This is a genomic window from Geobacter sp. AOG2, from assembly GCF_019972295.1.
Lineage (GTDB): Bacteria > Desulfobacterota > Desulfuromonadia > Geobacterales > Pseudopelobacteraceae > Oryzomonas.
The window spans coordinates 2,589,494-2,606,912 of the sequence record NZ_BLJA01000001.1; the positions used below are offsets into that span (position 1 = coordinate 2,589,494).

General features: G+C 60.2%; 17 protein-coding genes and 1 tRNA gene. 7 read left to right on the plus strand and 11 right to left on the minus strand.

Going from position 1 to position 17,419, the window contains the following annotated elements; translation table 11 throughout:
- Nucleotides 1–27: 27 nt before the first annotated feature.
- The 4 genes from LDN12_RS11880 to LDN12_RS11895 form a co-directional block, all read right to left on the minus strand.
- Nucleotides 28–1,368: a glycerate kinase gene (locus tag LDN12_RS11880; RefSeq protein ID WP_223922876.1), complete on the minus strand. Its 1,341-nt coding sequence runs from the start codon at nt 1,366–1,368 to the stop codon at nt 28–30.
- Complete coding sequence (locus LDN12_RS11885) at nt 1,344–1,931, minus strand: nitroreductase family protein (protein ID WP_223922877.1); 588 nt, start codon at nt 1,929–1,931, stop codon at nt 1,344–1,346. Before LDN12_RS11885 ends, LDN12_RS11880 begins: the two co-directional genes overlap by 25 nt.
- A 246-nt stretch (nt 1,932–2,177) precedes the next feature.
- The gene (gene ltaE, locus LDN12_RS11890; protein WP_374045088.1) at nt 2,178–3,197 is read right to left on the minus strand and encodes a low-specificity L-threonine aldolase; all 1,020 of its coding nucleotides are present in this window, start codon (nt 3,195–3,197) and stop codon (nt 2,178–2,180) included.
- A 158-nt stretch (nt 3,198–3,355) separates the two neighbouring features.
- Entirely contained in the window at nt 3,356–4,537 is a 1,182-nt protein-coding gene (locus LDN12_RS11895; protein WP_223922879.1) for a class I SAM-dependent rRNA methyltransferase, read from the minus strand.
- A 135-nt stretch (nt 4,538–4,672) separates the two neighbouring features.
- On the opposite strand from LDN12_RS11895, the gene LDN12_RS11900 reads away from it, so the two are divergent.
- Complete coding sequence (locus LDN12_RS11900; protein WP_223922880.1) at nt 4,673–5,305, plus strand: hypothetical protein; 633 nt, start codon at nt 4,673–4,675, stop codon at nt 5,303–5,305.
- Nucleotides 5,306–5,311: 6 nt separating this feature from the next.
- Here LDN12_RS11900 and LDN12_RS11905 read toward each other — a convergent pair whose 3' ends face one another.
- Together LDN12_RS11905 and LDN12_RS11910 are read right to left on the minus strand one after the other, a co-directional pair.
- Nucleotides 5,312–5,845, minus strand: a complete 534-nt coding sequence (locus tag LDN12_RS11905) for a YkgJ family cysteine cluster protein (protein ID WP_223922881.1) — start codon at nt 5,843–5,845, stop codon at nt 5,312–5,314.
- Between the two features lie 150 nt (nt 5,846–5,995).
- Nucleotides 5,996–6,982 carry an NAD(P)H-quinone oxidoreductase gene (locus tag LDN12_RS11910; RefSeq protein WP_223922882.1) on the minus strand — a complete coding sequence of 329 codons (987 nt, stop codon included), beginning with the start codon at nt 6,980–6,982 and terminating at the stop codon, nt 5,996–5,998.
- A 468-nt stretch (nt 6,983–7,450) separates the two neighbouring features.
- On the opposite strand from LDN12_RS11910, the gene surE reads away from it, so the two are divergent.
- The 5 genes from surE (at nt 7,451) to LDN12_RS11935 (ending at nt 10,623) form a co-directional block, all read left to right on the plus strand.
- Nucleotides 7,451–8,194 (plus strand): 5'/3'-nucleotidase SurE, encoded by a 744-nt coding sequence (gene surE / locus LDN12_RS11915; protein ID WP_223922883.1) that lies wholly within the window; start codon nt 7,451–7,453, stop codon nt 8,192–8,194.
- A gap of 61 nt (nt 8,195–8,255) precedes the next feature.
- Nucleotides 8,256–8,918, plus strand: coding sequence for a protein-L-isoaspartate(D-aspartate) O-methyltransferase (locus LDN12_RS11920; RefSeq protein WP_223922884.1), 663 nt, complete (start codon nt 8,256–8,258; stop codon nt 8,916–8,918).
- Nucleotides 8,919–8,940: 22 nt separating this feature from the next.
- Nucleotides 8,941–9,942, plus strand: a complete 1,002-nt coding sequence (locus tag LDN12_RS11925; RefSeq protein WP_223922885.1) for an RNA polymerase sigma factor RpoD/SigA — start codon at nt 8,941–8,943, stop codon at nt 9,940–9,942.
- A 27-nt stretch (nt 9,943–9,969) separates the two neighbouring features.
- Nucleotides 9,970–10,485, plus strand: a complete 516-nt coding sequence (locus tag LDN12_RS11930) for an adenine phosphoribosyltransferase (RefSeq protein WP_223922886.1) — start codon at nt 9,970–9,972, stop codon at nt 10,483–10,485.
- A 61-nt stretch (nt 10,486–10,546) separates the two neighbouring features.
- Nucleotides 10,547–10,623: transfer RNA gene (locus LDN12_RS11935), tRNA-Arg, on the plus strand.
- A 376-nt stretch (nt 10,624–10,999) separates the two neighbouring features.
- Here the strand turns inward: LDN12_RS11935 and LDN12_RS18000 are convergent.
- Both LDN12_RS18000 and LDN12_RS11940 read right to left on the minus strand, forming a co-directional pair.
- Nucleotides 11,000–11,173: an antibiotic biosynthesis monooxygenase gene (locus tag LDN12_RS18000; protein ID WP_374045054.1), complete on the minus strand. Its 174-nt coding sequence runs from the start codon at nt 11,171–11,173 to the stop codon at nt 11,000–11,002.
- Nucleotides 11,170–12,414 (minus strand): MFS transporter, encoded by a 1,245-nt coding sequence (locus LDN12_RS11940; protein ID WP_223922887.1) that lies wholly within the window; start codon nt 12,412–12,414, stop codon nt 11,170–11,172. The genes LDN12_RS18000 and LDN12_RS11940 overlap by 4 nt, the downstream gene beginning before the upstream one ends.
- A gap of 95 nt (nt 12,415–12,509) precedes the next feature.
- Between LDN12_RS11940 and LDN12_RS11945 the strand changes: the two genes are divergently transcribed.
- Complete coding sequence (locus LDN12_RS11945; protein WP_223922888.1) at nt 12,510–13,283, plus strand: helix-turn-helix domain-containing protein; 774 nt, start codon at nt 12,510–12,512, stop codon at nt 13,281–13,283.
- Nucleotides 13,284–13,318: 35 nt separating this feature from the next.
- On the opposite strand, the gene LDN12_RS11950 is transcribed toward LDN12_RS11945, so the two are convergent.
- From LDN12_RS11950 to LDN12_RS11960, 3 genes are all read right to left on the minus strand, one after another.
- Nucleotides 13,319–13,912, minus strand: a complete 594-nt coding sequence (locus LDN12_RS11950; RefSeq protein WP_238482104.1) for a transposase — start codon at nt 13,910–13,912, stop codon at nt 13,319–13,321.
- Between the two features lie 233 nt (nt 13,913–14,145).
- Entirely contained in the window at nt 14,146–16,557 is a 2,412-nt protein-coding gene (locus LDN12_RS11955) for a glucan 1,4-alpha-glucosidase (protein WP_223922890.1), read from the minus strand.
- Nucleotides 16,558–16,619: 62 nt separating this feature from the next.
- The gene (locus tag LDN12_RS11960) at nt 16,620–17,402 is read right to left on the minus strand and encodes an SDR family oxidoreductase (protein WP_223922891.1); all 783 of its coding nucleotides are present in this window, start codon (nt 17,400–17,402) and stop codon (nt 16,620–16,622) included.
- Between the last annotated feature and the right edge of the window lie 17 nt (nt 17,403–17,419).

Consider the following 17,419-nt stretch of genomic DNA (forward strand, 5'->3'; position numbering starts at 1 on the left):
GCCGATAGGCGCTAAGATGGCTGTTTTTCAACGACCTGCTATCAGGATGATCTGCAGGTCCATCACATTGGTCCCGGTCGGCCCGGTCCTAAGCAAGGCCCCGCAGCGGTCCAGCAGGGGAAAGGCGTCGTTGGCCGCCAGGTAGGCCTCGGGGTCCAGCCCGGCGCGCCGGGCCAGGCTGACGGTTTCATTGTCCACCACGGCCCCGGCCGCATCGGTCGGCCCGTCGATGCCGTCCGTGCCCGCGGACAAGAGGCTGATGCCGGGTGTGCCCGCGATCTCCAGGGCAAAGGCCAGGGCCAGTTCCTGGTTGCGCCCTCCCCTGCCGTTGCCCCGGACCGTGACCGTGGTCTCGCCGCCGCTCAGCAGACAGACCCGCTGCCCTGCTTGCAGGTTCGAGCGGACGCGCAACGCCTCCCGGGCCAGTCGTCTGCCAGCTTCCCGCGCCTCCCCGGCCACGGCCTCCCCGCGGATAGTCGTCTCCAATCCCAAGGATCGGGCCGCAGACGCGGCGGCGGAGAGGGCATCGCCGTTGCGCGCCGCAATGACGCTCTCCACCCCGGCAAAGAGAGGGTCCCCCGGCTTGGGGGTCTCTGCTATCGCCCCGGCCCGCCCCTGTTCCAGGCGCAAACGGACGGCAGGCGGCACCTTGTCCGTCAGGCCGAAGCGCCCCAGCACCGCCAGGGCATCGCCGAAGGTGGTGGGGTCGGGCACGGCCGGGCCGGAGGCGATCACATCCAGCCGGTCCCCCGGCACATCCGAGATCATAAGCGAGAGGACCGTCGCCGGGAAGGCGAGACGGGCCAACTGCCCCCCCTTGATGGCGGAAAGGTGCTTGCGCACGGTGTTCAGTTCCCGGATATCGGCCCCCGCCTCCATCAGCAGTTGTGCCGTGATCCGCTTCTCATCCAGGGTGATCCCCGGAGCCGGGACCGCCAGCAGGGCCGAGCCGCCGCCTGAGACCAGGAGGAGCAGGAGGGTGCGTGCGTCGCAGGCGCGGGCCAGTTCCATGATGCGGCGGCCTGCCGCCTCCCCGGCGCTGTCGGGGTGGGGATGGCCGGCGAAGGCGACTTCAATCGTTTCCAGTCCGCCTGCGTTGGAAAAGGGTGTGCCGTGGGGAGCAATAACCACCCCGGCGGAAATCAGGTTGCCCAACCGCTCCTCTGCGGCCCGCGCCATGGGGATGGCCGCCTTGCCGAAACCGGCCACGACGAGCCGTTGAAACCCCTCGCTGCCATAGCGTTCCCCGGCCCGATCCAGATGCGGGGCCAGGGCCTGCCCCGGCTCCACCGCCGCCAGGGCGGCCCGGAAGAGGGTCTGCAGGGTAGAGCGGTCGCTCTCCGTCACAGGCAGAACGGCCCTTCGCACACGGTCTGCTCCAGCGTGCGCCGGTCGTTGGGCGTCTCCCGCGCCTGCAACGCCTCGGGCAACTCCTCCACCCTGCCGGGCAGGCCGATGGCCGCCATGGCTTCCACCTGGTATTCATCGGGGATGTTCAGGCTGGTCCGGGCCCGGTCGTAGTCGAACCCCTGCATGCCGTGGACCACATACCCCCGCAGGCTGCCTTGCAGGGCCAGGTTCTCCCAGGCGGCGCCGGTGTCGTAGGAATGGGTGCGGGACGGCTTGCCGTTGTGGTCGAAGGTGGTCTTGGAGATCATCACCAAAAGCGCCGCGGCATTGACGCACCACGTCTTGTTGGTCTCCACCAGAAGGTCGAAGAAGAGCGGCCAGTACTCGCCGCCACGACGGGCGTAGAGAATGCGCCACGGCTGGTTGTTGTTAGAAGAAGGGGCCCAGCGGGCCGCCTCGAACAGGACCTTCAATTCCTCCGCCGGAATTTCCGCCCCCGACATGGCGCGGGGGGACCAGCGGTTCAGGAAGACGGCGTCGATGGGGTGATCCGCCTGTCGTTTGTCGCTGCCCTTGATCATGGCGATGGTTCCTTTCCATGAGGTTGTTGAAAAACAGCCATCTCGCCGCCATCCTCGAAAACCCTTTCGTGCGGCGTAGCGCTGCTACGCCTCCTCAGGGCTTTCTGCGGGTGCGACGATCTGACCATTTTTGAACAACCTGAATTTTTCAACAGGTTGCTAAAGTGTCTCTGTGACTGGCGCTTGGAGCACAAAGTTCCCCCTCCTAGTTTAGGAGGGGTCGGGGGTGGTAGCCTTCCCGCATGCTCACACCCGACTAAAAAATTCCTTCACGGCAGCCACAAAGGCATCCAGGTCCGCCTGCGTCACGTCCAGGTGCGTAACCAGCCGCGCCGTGGGCGCCACCTGCACCAGCATCCCCCGCTCGGCCAGGTATTCCTGAAGCGGTACGCACTCCTCTTCCGGGAACCGGACGAACACCATGTTGGTGGCCTGCCCCTGGACCGCGATCCCGTCTATGGCCCCGAGTCCCCTGGCCAGGTGTTCGGCATTGGCGTGGTCCTGGGCCAGCCGGTCGAGGTTATGGTCCAGGGCGTACAGACAAGCCGCGGCCAGGAACCCGGCCTGGCGCATGCCGCCCCCCAGCACCTTGCGCCAGCGGTGGGCGCGCTCGATGAACGCATGCGGCCCCACCAGCACCGACCCAACCGGCGCTCCCAGCCCCTTGGAAAAACAGATGGAGACGGAATCGAACGGTCCGCACGCCTGGGCCAGGCTTTCGCCACGCGCCACCGCCGCATTGCAGACCCGCGCCCCGTCCAGATGGATGGCCAGGCCCCGGTCGCGGGCCAGGGCAACGGCATCGCGTATGTACCCGGCCGGAAGCACCTGGCCGTTGAAGGTATCCTCCAGCGCCAGAAGCCGGGTGCGGGCGAAGTGCGCCCCCAGTCCGGGGCCGTGGTGCTTGATGGCGGCCGCCACCTTGGAAAGCGGCAGGGTGCCGTCAGCCTCGTTCTCGATGGGCTGGGGCACGATGGAACCGAGCACCGCCGCGCCGCCCCCTTCGTACTTGTAGGTATGGGCCACCTGGCCCACGATATACTCGTCGCCCCGTTCGCAATGGGCCATCAGCGCCGCCAGGTTGCTCTGGGTGCCGCTGGGGAGGAACAGGGCCGCCTCCTTGCCGGTGCGCTCCGCCACAGTAGCCTGTAGCCTGTTGACGGTGGGGTCGTCCCCCCACACGTCGTCGCCGACCTGGGCCGCCATCATGGCATCGCGCATCCCAGGACCGGGCCGGGTTACGGTGTCGCTGCGCAGGTCGATGATATGTCCGGTCATGGGTACCCTCCTATATACGATCATAAACTATTGAGTGCAAGTTATGGGACTTATGGGACCTATAGGACCTATGGGACCTATAAGTCTTATAAGTCTTATAAGTCCTATAAATCCTATAAATCCCATAAATCTCATGAGTCCTATAACTACCCCACCGCCTGCACCACAAAGCACTTCAGGTACTCCGCCTCGGGAAAAGAGAGCAACACCGGGTGGTCCGGGGCCTGGGCGCGGGCCGAGACCAGGCGCACCTCGCGCCGGGCCAGGCGGGCGGCCTGGGTCAGCAGGTCGCGGAACGGCTCCCTCCCCATGTGGAAGGAGCAGGAACAGGTGATCAGGTAGCCGCCCGGTTCCAGGAGTTCCAGGGCGCGGCGGTTGACGGTGAGATACCCTTTGGTGGCTTCGGCGATGTTCTTGCGGCTTTTCACAAAGGCGGGCGGGTCCATGACCACCACCCCGAAACGCCGCCCCTCGTGATGCAGGGAGCGGAGGCGCTCGAAGGCGTCGCATTCCTCGAAGGTCGCCCGGCCGCCCAGTCCGTTCAACTCCGCGTTGCGGGCGGCCTGGGCCACGGCCCGGGCCGAGATGTCGATCCCCAACGCCGATGCCGCGCCGAACGCAGCGGCATGGACGGCCCAACTCCCGGTATAGCAGAAACAGTCCAGCACCGCTTTCCCCGTGCTGATCCCCTTGAGCAGCAGGTGGTTCTCCTTCTGGTCCAGAAAGCCGCCGGTCTTCTGCCCCTCCCGCAGGTTCACCTGAAAGCGGAGGCCGTTCTCCTCCATCTCCACCAGGTTGGGGATGTCGCCGGCCAGCACGTCCACCTTTTCCTCCAGCCCTTCCAACTGCCGTACCCCCACGTCGTTTCTGGCGATGATCCCGGCCGGGGCAAAGACCCGGCCGAGCGCTTCCACCACCTGATCGCGCCGTTGGTCCATGCCTGCGGAGAGGAACTGCACCGACAGGTAATCGCCGTATTTGTCCACCACCAGGCCGGGGAGGAAGTCGCTCTCGCCGTACACGGCCCGGAAGGTCGTCAACTCGGGGTAGAGCGCCCTGCGGTGGGCCAGGGCGGAGGCGATGCGCCGCTCGTAGAATTCGGGCTGGTCCAGGTCCGCAGGCTGACGGGAGAAGAGCCGGAAGGCGATGAGGGAACGGGGGTTATAGTGGCCGCAGCCGATGAAACCGCCGCCGGCGTCGTACAGTTCGGCCGCAGTGCCGGGCGCGGCGGTTTTGTCCGAAACCTCCCGGATCTCGTTGCTGAATACCCAGGGATGGCCGGCCTTGATGCGTTTGTCTTCGTTCTTGTTCAGGGTGATGCGGATCATGGAATATCCTTGGTTTCGCTTGGTTTCCGCCACCGGGACAGCGGGACGGCGGACGCTTGACAGCCTGTAATTTGTACACCATTATTGATCGAAAATCAGCAGTTATCGGCGAAGACGCCGGAAAGGCCGGAATCTATGAATGGCATGTGTGCTCCCGATTTCGTCCCACTGCTCGGCTTCATGAAGGCAATGGAGCCGGACCAGGGAACAGAGATCATCTACGGGATCCGGCCCGATTTCAGGTTGTCGTACTTCAATGAGGCGTGGGTGCGGTTCGCCCGCGACAACGGCGGTTCCCCCTCGCTCATGTCCTCCGAATGCCTCGGTTTGTCGGTGCTTGATGTCACCCCCGAAGACTTGCGCCCCTTCTATCGCGAACTCTTCACCAGGGCCATGGCCAGCGTCACCTACCGGCCCCGGAGTATCAGCCACGAGTATGAGTGTTCGAGCCCCGAGAAGTACCGCAGGTTCGCCATGAACCTGTATCGCCTGGAAGGGGGACAGGGCCTTCTGATCGTGAACGCGCTCCTGGTGGAGATGCCCCACGAAGCCCGCGGAACCGTGCCGGTCGTACCGGCCGCCGATGCGGACGCCTATCTCGACCACCATGCGCTGGTCATCCAATGCGCCGCCTGCCGTCGCATCAAACACCAGCAGCACCCCGGACGGTGGGATTGGATTCCGGCGTGGGTCCGCCAGCCGCCGGAGCGGACCAGCCACGGCTTGTGCGAGCTGTGCCTGAACTATTATTATCCGGCCAAAGGGTGAAAAAGGTCAGCGGGGAGGAGTGCGCCTCAGCAACGCCTCGGCAATGGTGATCCTCTCGGGCGTGTCCGGGGCTTCCGACTTGGACAGAAAGAGGGCGTTGACCGCCACCAGCAGCGAGTTGAGATTGTCCAGGTCGATGATCGCGGAGCCGGGGAGCGATTCGCTGTCGGTCAGGTTGAGGGGACAATAGTCGATGCGCCGCTCCTGCCCCGTGCCGTAGATGATGGGGAGGCCGTGGGTGCGGCAGATGATCGGACGGGCGGCGTACAGCAGGCAGCGGTGGTCACGGAGCAGCGGGCAGCGCTCACCCTCCGCGTGTTCCGCCACGTGGCGGCGGATCTTCTCCGCCTCCTGTTCGGGCAGCGCATCCAGGGCGGCCGCCAGCGCCGCCGCCTCCACCGGGAAAAGCGTGATGGACGTACAGCAGTCGCTGCACCCCTCGGAACAGGTGATCTGTTCCCCCAACGCCTCCATGATGCCGTGGCAAAGGGCGTCGATGCGCGCCACCAGTTGGCGGTAGTTGTTCAGGAGGTCTTCCATAGGCAATGAAGTATCATATACGCCGGAAAATATAAAGGGTGGTTGTCGGTTTCGGCTTTATGGGACATATGGGACCAATGGGACTTATAAGATTTTCATAAGTCCCATATGTTCTATAGGTCCCATAAGCCCTATAGATCCCTTCTCCCGCTACTGTATCTTCAGGACGATCTTGCCGAAGTGCTTGTCCTCTTCCATCATGCGGTGGGCATCCGCCACCTGGTCGATGGTGAAGACCTTTTCGATGATCGGCACGATGGTGCGGTCGGCGAACTTGGGCAGGGCGCGCCGGGTGAACTCGGCCACGATCTCCCCCTTTTCCGAAACCGGCCGGGAGCGGAGCACGGAGCCGATGATCTGCTGCCGCTTCACCATCATCAGGGCCAGGTTGAGTTCGGCCTTGATGCCGCTGACCACGCCGATGATCACCAACCGCCCCTTGTAGGCCAGGGAGTTCATGTTGGGCGCCAGATACTTGGCCCCCACGTGGTCCAGGATCAGGTCCACGCCCTTCTTGTTCGTGTACTCCTTCACCACCTCGGTAAAATCCGGGGTCTCCCGGAAATTGATCAGGAAATCCGCACCCACCTGTTTGACCCGCTCCATCTTCTCCGGCGACGCGGTCACGATCAGCTTGCTGGCCGGGGTCAGGGCGCGGCACAGCTGGATCGCCGCCGTGTTGACGCCGCCGCCGCCCCCGTGCAGGATGGCGGCCTGTTTGTCCTGGAACTCGCCGATCATGAAGACGTTCAGAAACGCGGTGATATAGGACTCGCAGATGCAGGCCGCCTCCTCGAAGGACATGGACTCCGGGATGGGCATCAGGTGGCAGGCGTAGGCCACGGCATACTCCGCATATCCGCCCCCCCCCACCAGGGACACGACCCGCTGCCCCACCTGCCAGCCGGTGACGCCCGGCCCCAACTCCTCGATGACGCCGGCCACTTCCAGGCCCAGGATCTCCGAATCCCCCGGCGGAGGCGGATATTTCCCCTCGCGCTGCACCAGGTCGGGACGGTTGATGCTGGTGGCGTGCACCTTGACCAGCACCTGCCCGTCGCCGGGCACGGGACGCTCCACCTCGCCCACCTTGAGCACCTCCACGCCGCCGAACCCCTCCATCAAAACAGCTTTCATAGTCCTAACCTCCCGATATATGTATGGTTGTCATCTTAATCAAAACCCTGTTTGTCTGTGAATGTACCCAGTTAGGATTATTTTGTAAACACAAAACATAACCGCAGATTAGCACCACTCTTCCACTGGCGATCAAGCCCCCCTCTGACAAAGGGGGATTTGCCCTTGATCATGAAAACCAAATCCCCCCTGCCCCCCGGGGAGTTGTGCCTGCCTCCCGGATGCCCGAACGGCGGAGCGAGCGACTTGCCGGAGTCGAGCGCCGCCCATGCAGCACCATGCCTCCCATACAGCCCGTCCTCCGTCCGGTAGGAGGTATGACCGGCCATGCAGGACTGAGGCATACGAGCGAGAGCAGTCGTGAGGGCATCCGGGGGGCAGGCACACGGCGGAACAGCACCTTGATTTATGCCCCGTTCCGTGCGATAACTCATGCAATTCCCAACACGCCATCACAGGATATCTCCCATGCACATCATGGTCACCAACGACGACGGCATCCACGCCCCCGGCATCCTGGCCCTGGCCGAGGCCCTGGGTGAGCTGGGCACCGTCACGGTCGTGGCGCCGGACCGGGAACGGAGCGCGGTCGGCCATTCCCTGACCTTGCACTCGCCGCTGCGGGTCTTCGAACTGCGGCCGGGGTTCTACGCCGTGGACGGCACGCCGACCGACTGCGTCAACATGGGCATCCACAGCCTGCTGCCCCACCGCCCCGACCTGGTGGTTTCCGGCATCAATCACGGCGCCAACCTGGGGGACGACGTAACCTATTCGGGCACGGTGGCGGCCGCCATGGAGGCCAACCTCATGGGCATCCCGGCCATCGCCGTCTCCCTGGCCACCCTTGAGCGCACCGGCCACTTCGACGCCGCCGCCGGAGTGGCCCTGGGGATTGCCCGGCAGGTCGCGGCCAACGGGTTGCCGGCCGACACCTTCCTCAACGTCAACATCCCCAACCGTCCGGCCGGGGAGATGCAGCCCACCCTCATCACCCGCCAGGGCAAACGCGCCTTCGCGGGCACGATCGTGGACAAGACCGACCCCCGGGGGCGCAAATACTACTGGATCGGCAGCGAAGCACCGGCCTTCAACGACGATGAAGGGACCGACATCCACGCCGTCAACCGCGGGCACGTCTCCATCACCCCGCTGCACCTGGATCTGACCAATTACGAATCCATGAAGGTTCTTTCCCGATGGTCCCTGTGACACGACTGGACATCACGGCCCGCCTTTGGTATAGTGCCGCCTTCTTACGGGGCACACGAGCATGAACTACGAAATTTCCAGAAAACGGATGGTGCAGGATCAGATCGCGGCGCGCGGCGTCAGCGACCGTCGGGTCATCGACGCCATGCTCAAGATTCCGCGCCACATCTTCGTCCAGGAAGCCTTCGCCGCCCAGGCCTACAGCGACACCGCCCTGCCCATCGGAGAAAAGCAGACCATCTCCCAGCCCTACATGGTGGCCCTGATGACCGAACTTCTGGGCCTGACCGGCACGGAAAAGGTGCTGGAGATCGGGACCGGCTCCGGATACCAGACCGCCATCCTGGCGACCCTGGCCGACCGGGTCTGCACCGCCGAACGGATCCGCCCCCTGGCGATGCGGGCGCGGAAATGCCTCGACTCCATCGGCCTTTTCAACGTAAAATTGCGGATCAATGACAGCGACGACAGCCCTGTCGGCTGGGAGGAGGAAGCCCCCTTCGACGCCATCATGGTGACGGCCGGGGCGCCCGACGTGCCGCAGGTGCTGACCGACCAGCTCGCCGTGGGCGGCAGGCTGGTGATCCCGGTGGGGAACGAGAGCGAACAACGCCTGCTCAGGATCGTGAAGGACGCGGACGGGACCCTGCTGACCGAAGCATCGGTAGGCTGCCGTTTCGTCCCCCTGATCGGGCGGCAGGGATGGCAGATAGAGCGCACGTAGAGGAAGTAAGCGAGGGCCGACTATGCAACGTGACCATCTTCTGAATAGCGACACCGGCTTCATCGAAAAAGAGCCGCCGGCCGATATCGCCCTGGCCTTGGACGACGTGGACGAACCTCTGGAGTTTCCCGATGACGAGGAGGTCGCGGAAGCGGAGGTTGCCGACGAGAAGCTCCCCATCGAAGAACTGGAAAGCTTCGACGACGCCATCAAGATCTACCTGCGGGACATCCAGCGCACGCCCCTGTTGACCGCCGACTCGGAGAAGGAGCTGGCCCGCAGGGTGGAAAAAGGGGAGAAGGCCGCCCGGGACAAGATGATCGAGTCCAACCTGCGGCTGGTGGTGAAGATCGCCAAGCGCTATATCAACCGCGGCCTTCCCTTCCTGGACCTGATCGAGGAGGGGAACCTGGGGCTGATCAAGGCGGTGGAGCGCTTCAGCCTTGCCAAGGAATGCCGCTTCTCCACCTATGCCACCTGGTGGATCCGCCAGGCCATCGAACGCTCCCTGGTCAACCAGTCCCGGACCATCCGCCTGCCGGTGCACGTCTCCGACGACATCAACCGCATGCTCAAGGTCACCCGCTCCCTCTCCCAGAGCCTGCAACGCGAACCGTCCACCCAGGAGGTGGCCGACGCCATGAAGGCCAAGGTGGCCTACACCCGGCGGCTCATGACCCTGCTGCGGCGCACCTGTTCCATGGAGACCCCCATCGGCGAGGGAAACGATTTTTTCCTCATCGACACCATCGAGGACAGTTCGGCGGTATCGCCGTCCGACCTGCTGGAGAACGTCAACCGCTTCGAAATGATCTCCCGCCTGTTCGCCGACCTTACCGAGAGCGAGCAGAAGATACTGACCCTGCGCTTCGGCCTGGACGACAAGGAACCCCAGACCCTGGACACCATCGGCCAGAGCTTCGGCGTAACGAGGGAGCGTATCCGCCAGATCGAGGCCAAGTGCCTTGAAAAACTGCGTAAACTTTCGGAGTCGGAGCCCATGCGCCGCCCGGAAGCAGAATAGACAAAAATCGACAAGGAGCCTGACCCGATGAACGACCTGAAGAGCATCATCCGCGACATCCCGGACTTTCCCAAGAAGGGGATCGTGTTCAAGGACATCACCACCCTTCTGCAGGACGCCCAATCCTATAGCCGCATGGTAGACCTGCTGTCCCACCACTACATCGGCAAACACGTGGACAAGGTGGTCGGCGTGGAGGCCCGCGGTTTCATCGTCGGTTCGGCCCTGGCCTACAAACTGGGGGCCGGCATCGTGCTGGTGCGCAAACCGGGCAAGCTGCCCTCGGAGACCTTCAGCAAGACCTATGACCTGGAATACGGCACCGACACCCTGGAGATCCACAAGGACGCCATCAAGCCGGGCGAGCGCATCCTGATCGCCGACGACCTGCTGGCCACCGGCGGCACCATGGCCGCGGTGGTGGATCTGGTGCAGAGCATGGGCGGGGAGATCGTGGATTGCTGTTTCATGGCCGAGCTGGAATTTCTGGAAGGACGCAAGCGGCTGCCCGAGGGGAAGGTTTTCTCGCTGCTCAAGTTCTGAAGCGAGCGTTTCGCTTGAAACCAGGGGGCAACTCTGGTATATAGGTTCTCCACTTCAATCTGTCCCCGTAGCTCAGCAGGATAGAGCACTTCCCTCCTAAGGAAGGGGTCGGACGTTCGAATCGTCTCGGGGACGCCAACAAAAACAATGGCTTACAGACTTTTTCTGTAAGCCATTTTTGCTTTACTGGCCTTTTGTTGCCGTTTTGTTGCCGCCTTACCCCATAAAGTCAAGGTCAAATAAGTATTATGTCCCCAGATTTCCTGGGGACATAATACAAATTACTTGGGCATTGCAGGCCTGCCTGCCCGCTTTTTCTTTAACTCCCTACCAGTGATTCCCTCTACCACCTCAACGAATTCTTCATCACCCGCCGGCCTGCCTGTGCGCGTTGTCTCGCGCAGCAGTTTCAAATCCTCTTCCTCTCCTGAACTTAGAAATTCCCGCCAATCCGTTATCAATCCCAGTAGCGTCCGGGGAAATATGGGGACACAATACCAATTTCGGCGCTGAATTAGGCATTATGTCCCCATATTTCCCTCAGACTTTGAAACCGCTCAATGGAAATAAAGCCTGGGCGGTTGGATAAGAACTCTCGCAGTCGAGCGGCAATAGCCAGGTATTCAGCTTTTCCATCTTTTTTAGGCCAAACTTCAAATATTACACAAATCATGTCTCTTCCTTTCATGAGTGTTGCTGTTGAATTTTCGTGCTTGGTAAAAATGCCGTTACAACTCCCAATAACGGCAAGTACGCACAGTGTTTGTAGACCCAAACGATTCCGTACACATCGGCCAGACTTCCCAATCCAGCAGCAGCAATACCACCGATGCCGAACATCAGGCCAAACATTACGCCTGAAACCATACCGACCCGACCCGGTACTGTCTCTTGTGCATATACCACTAATGCAGAAAATGCGGATGACATAATTAAGCCAATAGCGATGGCAAGAATAGCTGTCCAGAAAAGGTTCGCATGTGGGAGTAGTAGTGCAAATGGCGCTACTCCCAGAAAGGAAACCCAGATCACCGCTTTGCGACCTATTTTATCACCCACGGGGCCACCCGCAAAAGTTCCCGCTGCAATGGCCGCCAAAAACGCAAATAGATAAAGTTGTGACTCCTGAATCGGCAAGCCGAAACGCTGGATCAGATAGAAGGTGAAATAGTTGGTAAACGCCGCTATGTAAACAAACTTGGCAAACATTAAGACTGCAATCACCACCAGCGCACGTATGATCGTGTTTTGGCTAAGATGAGAAGAAAGAGTTTTGCCGGTGGCCGCTGTCAGCGTTAGATGGTGCCGCAACCTCCAACCCGTTATTTTGAACAGCACCACTATTGCCAACAGTGCAAAGAGCATAAACCAGCCAATAGCTGCTTGCCCGTGCGGTATTACAATTGCTGCAACCATAAGTGGCCCAATTGCAGAACCGGTGTTGCCACCAACCTGAAAAGTTGATTGAGCCGTGCCAAATCGACCACCTGAGGCTAACCGTGCAACACGGGATGCTTCTGGGTGAAATGTTGACGATCCCACGCCGATGAACACGGATGCCACAAGTAGCATTGGGTAGGTGCTGGCAAGTGACAATAAGCCAAGTCCAACGAGTGTCGTCAACATTCCCATCGGCAGTAGATAGGGTTTCGGGTGTTTGTCTGTGTATAATCCGATCCACGGTTGGAGCAAGGAGGCAGTGATTTGATAGACTAACGAAATCCAGCCGATTTGTGTAAAACCAAGTGAGAACTTTGATTTCAACATTGGGTAGATTGCCGGTAGCACCGCTTGTATCAGATCGTTCAACAGGTGAGCGAAGGTCACTGCGCCAAGAATGCTAATGGCAAGTTTTTGAATCTGATTACCTGAAACTGCGTCTGGAGAGATTGAAACGCTGCGGTCAAGATTAGTTGATTCGTTTGCCATGGATGTAACTCCGCTCAATGTTAGGTGTTACTATCATACGACTTTCATAATGTGTTGTATCACGCTATAATGACAAAAACTGTAGAGTTTGGGACATGTCAGACTATCTTATCTGGAAAAATCTTGATCTGCACAATTCAGATCGCCCAATTGTGGTACTGAAGAAGAACTATTCTGACGGTGCTTCAACAGGATGGCATTCCCACCCACGAGGGCAGCTTCTTTATGCAATTGAAGGTGTAATGCTCGTGCAGTCGGCTGAGGGGTCATGGGTGGTGCCATCGAATCGAGCGTTATGGATTACAGCTGGCCTTAACCATGAAGTGAAAATGTCCGGTGATGTGAAGATGCGCACTGTCTACATTGACGAGGTAAAGATCGAGGCACTTCCGGAGAAGACTTGCGTTATAAACGTCTCGCCGCTGTTACGTGAACTCATTGTGGCAGCGGTTCAAGTATCGCAGAGCTATTCGGAAGAAAGTAGAGATGGGCGGCTTATGCGCCTACTGGTCGATGAGTTGCGAATATCTGATGTGTTGTCTCTCCATCTTCCCATGCCACATGATGTGCGCATTAAATTTATCTGTGAATCACTGATTGATCAACCTTCTGATTCCTACACTGCCGCCCAATGGTCAAGGCAATTGGGAGTGACAACCAAAACCGTGCATCGGCTTTTTCTGAAAGAAACTGGCATGACCTTCTCTCAATGGCGTGAACAGGCCAGACTTTTGTATGCGCTTCGTAAAATTGCCAGTGGTGAGCGGATTATTGATATTGCCTTTGATTGTGGTTATGCAAGTCAAAGTGCATTTACTGCTATGTTCCGGCGACATTTTGGCATAACTCCGTCGAACTTCTATCGCTAGGGTAAAATCTGGAAAATCTGGGGACATAATACAAATTACTTGGGCATTGCAGGCCTGCCTGCCCGCTTTTTCTTTAACTCCCTACCAGTGATTCCCTCTACCACCTCAACGAATTCTTCATCACCCGCCGGCCTGCCTGTGCGCGTTGTCTCGCGCAGCAGTTTCAAATCCTCTTCCTCTCCTGAACTTAGAAATTCCCGCCAATCCGTTATCAATCCCAGTAGCGTCCGGTCTTTCACCAAAGGGTCATAATCAATCATTCCGCACTGAAAGCAGGCGCTTGACCAAGGGTATTCCCATGGTGTCTTCGCCATGCCGGCAACTACCGGATTCCATGCCACATAACGCGCAGCCGCCAGCAGATGCCGCTGGTCGAGCACGCACGAACTGAATCGTCCCTGAAACAGGTAGCCGCGAACCCCCTGGGAGAAGTTTTTCATGCGTGTGTAACGGCGATGTGCCTCTCCGAAACCCTGGGCAAGCGATGTCTCGCTGTGAGGTACTGCGATGAAGTGGACGTGATTTGTCATGAGACACCAGGACAGGATGTCCAGTCCGAAACGAGCCGACTCCTCGGATAAGAAGGAGAGGTATGCGAACCGGTCCGCGTCGGAATGGAATACATCCATGGAGCGGACCCCCCGCTGGGTGACGTGGTGGGGGTAACCTGGAGCAACGATTCGAGAAATGCGGGCCATGGCGGAATATTATGAGCAGATACCCGTAACGTCAAGGTGGAATTAGTATTATGTCCCCAGATTTCTCCGTAACGTCAAGGTGGAATTAGTATTATGTCCCCAGATTTCTCCCCAGATTTCTCCCACCTCCCATTTCACTGCATCCCATCAGAAAACCACGGTCCTTATAGAGAACCAACCGCGACCGTGAAGTCAACGCCTTCCCAGTGATGTGCATCCGGCCAATAGATCGTGAATTTCAACTGTTTCCCTTCCGGGATCAATGTTGTCGCCAGATCTGCAACATGGATAGCCAAGCCGGTATCGAGCGTGGCGGTATCATGTGCCGTATTCCAATCGTCGTCGCTCCAGTGAATGACAGCAGGGGCCAGCGTCTCGATGCGGAGGATCTTTCCGGCGGGAAGGGAGCGGATCTTGTGATTGAAGCGCCACACCGCGTATGGTGATCCGGTTTTGTCCACCAGGTAGCGCTGCACGGTTTGTGGCGGCAGGTCGAAGACCCGCCCGTCATGCAGTGAGCGAAGCAGCTTCAGGTACTCGGCATGCGCCCAGACAAGCGGCATGGCGGAACCGGACGGCCGCCCGAAAAACAGTTCCCGCTCAGGAAGGTCCGGCACGTCCCAGATCTGTTCGGGAAGCAGTCCTTCCTCGCCGGCAAAGGATTCCAGGGCAGTCTGAAGCCGCTGCGCCTCTCCTTCCCGGCCTGCCGCCAGCTCGAAGTGGGCTCGCTCGCCGGTCAGCAGCGGCCATGCCCGGCCAAGCCCGGTGCCGTCAAAAGGTTCGCCATCCGCATGTTCGCCATAGCCGTCGCCGTTGTAGCGATGCCAGACGGGGCCCGGTGGTGTCTCCACCTTGAGCAGCGCATCGATGATTTTGACCGTTTCGAGTATGCGCGGATCGTCTGCCGTACGCAGGCCGAAACGAACCAGAGCCAGGGCGTCAGGGCTCACCAGATGGCAGGCGAGGTTGCTCGCCTCCGAAGGTAGGACATTCTTGACAGGGATACTCTCCTGAAAGCGGGACACATCATCCCCTGCCTCGACCGGGGCGATACGAACGTAATAACCATCGACCTTGTACTCGCGACACCAGTCGGTACCGGTAACATACATCCAGCGGTCGATGGCGGCATGCCATACGTCGGCGGTCTCGCGCAGGTAGCCTGCGATGGACGGTTCATGGTTCAGTTCGGCATGGTCCGCCGCCGCCAGAAGAGCGGCTATTTCGGCAGCGACCGTGAACGGCGAATACCCCGGATCTTCCTCCCAGCGATCCTGGGGGCTCACCGGTCCGTTGCGGACCAGGTAGGACGCGGCTTGCAGCACCATTGGCCAGAACCGGGACAGATCGCTCTCAGCCAGCGCCTTTTCCCGCCGGGCCAGGTCCACGAGAAGAACCGGAAGAGCGGTTTCATCCATCTGGATGCCGTTCCAATAGGGAGAACCATCCAGCCACATGTTCTGGGCCCAGTGTCCGTCCGCCTCCTGGGTCGCCTGCAAGTAGCAGAGTACGCGACGGACTTCTTCATGGGCGCCGGCGGCCAGGAGCCCCCCCGCCGACTCCACCAGATCGCGCGGCCAGGCAAGATGATAGCCGCCCAGGTCGTTGTCGCCTTTGTCGAATCCCCACGGGATCGAAAGGCTGGCGATCATCCCTCCGGGAAAATGGAAAGACTCGTGCGTGCGCATGACGGCCGTGCTGACCCGGTAAAAATTTTGCCGATGATTCGTCCGGTCCTTGTCGAGGGGGAGCAGCTTCGCCTGCCAGCCTTGCCATTCCTCGACATACACCGAATACGCGGCGTCAAATCCGTCCTGGAGCGCGGCGCGGGCGCGGTTTCCCGCTTCGGCGGCGTTACTTCCGAACCCAAGCGCCAGCAGGAATTCGCCATTGCCGGCTTCCAGGTCAACCTCTGCCGTCAGGGCAACGTTACCGTTTTCGGCCCGCGCGTAGTCCCACGTCATCTGCTGGTGAGACGAGACATCCTGCCAGCCGTCCGAGAACCCCACAAACCCCACAGAACGCTTGAGCCAGGGAACGGATGAGGCCAGAGCAAGCGCGCTGCCGTCACGTTCGGCGAACAACATTTGCATGCCCTTGTACTCGCCGACCCAGGCGGTATTGCCGGCTCCATGATTTCCCAGGTGCGGCGCAAGCAGCACAAGAAGCCGGTAATCCTGTATCTGCCCTTCCCGGGCAATGAACCGGGTCTGCTGCAACATGGCATCCCGTTGGGGATCGGCAAGAATTTTCTTTTCAATCCGGTAGCGACCCTGGCGGCACGTGTTGACCACGCGAAAGGCCGGTACGCCTTCGGCCATCCAGTGAACCTCGCTGGCAGCATCGCGTTTTTCCTCGGAGAGGAAGCCCGCTCCGTCCGTAACAACCAGTCCCATATCGCGCACACAAGCCTGATCAAGACGCGGGTAGTAGATCTCGTTGAAGATCCCGTGGCTCAGAGTGAACCAGACACGGCTTTTATCGCCAAGAGAAGCGCCTACTCCCGACTTGGCGCTGGAGGTCCAGCGTGCCGGAATCCCCGGCCATCCTGGTGCGTTATGATTCGGGGCATCCATAGTGACTCCTTTTTTGGGTTCCGTAACAGGTACCTTTGCTTTCGGCCAGCAACACGGACCTGCTAGCCGCCGTGGGCAAAATCGGGATAATCCGTCATACCGCCGTCCACGAAGACGGTGCGGCCGGTCACGTAGGAAGCAATATCCGAGGCCAGCACCACTACCATGCGGGCAACCTCTTCCGGGTCGCCGATTCGATTCAGCGGGATTTTTTTCAGCAAGTCCCGGTAGTTTCCCGGATCATTCCAGACAGAACGGTTGATCGGCGTCTTGATCGCCCCTGGTGCGACCGCCAGAATTCGCACCCCGTGCGGAGCGGCTTCCTGGGCCAGAGTCTTGGTGAGCATACTTACGGCAGCCTTGCTGGCGGTGTAGGCGCTGTAGCCGGACCAGGCGATCTCTTCATGCACCGAACTGATATTGAGGATGACGCCGCTTTGCTGGGATATCATCCGCCGCAGGCCTTCGCGGGCACAAAAAAAGGTCCCCAGCAAGTTTACCTCGATCACCTTTCGCCACGCGGCGCTATCGGCCTCCCAACCGAAGGCGTGGCCGCCGTCGATACCCGCGTTGTTGACCAGGATATCGATTCCGCCCCAGGTCGCATCGATGTTTTTAAACATTTCAGCGACCGCCTCCGGGTCGGATACGTCGGCTTCGACCGGCATGGCGGTGCCGCCCTGTTCCTGGATACGCTGTACCAGCGCCTGTGCAACCTCGGCATGGGTGACGTAGTTGATTGCCACCCGTGCGCCCGCTTCGGCGAGGGATACGGCAATTGCCTCACCAATGCCGGAATTGCCGCCGGTGACGATGGCCCGTTTATTATCCAACCTTATGTTCATGGTGTTCCTCTCTTTCC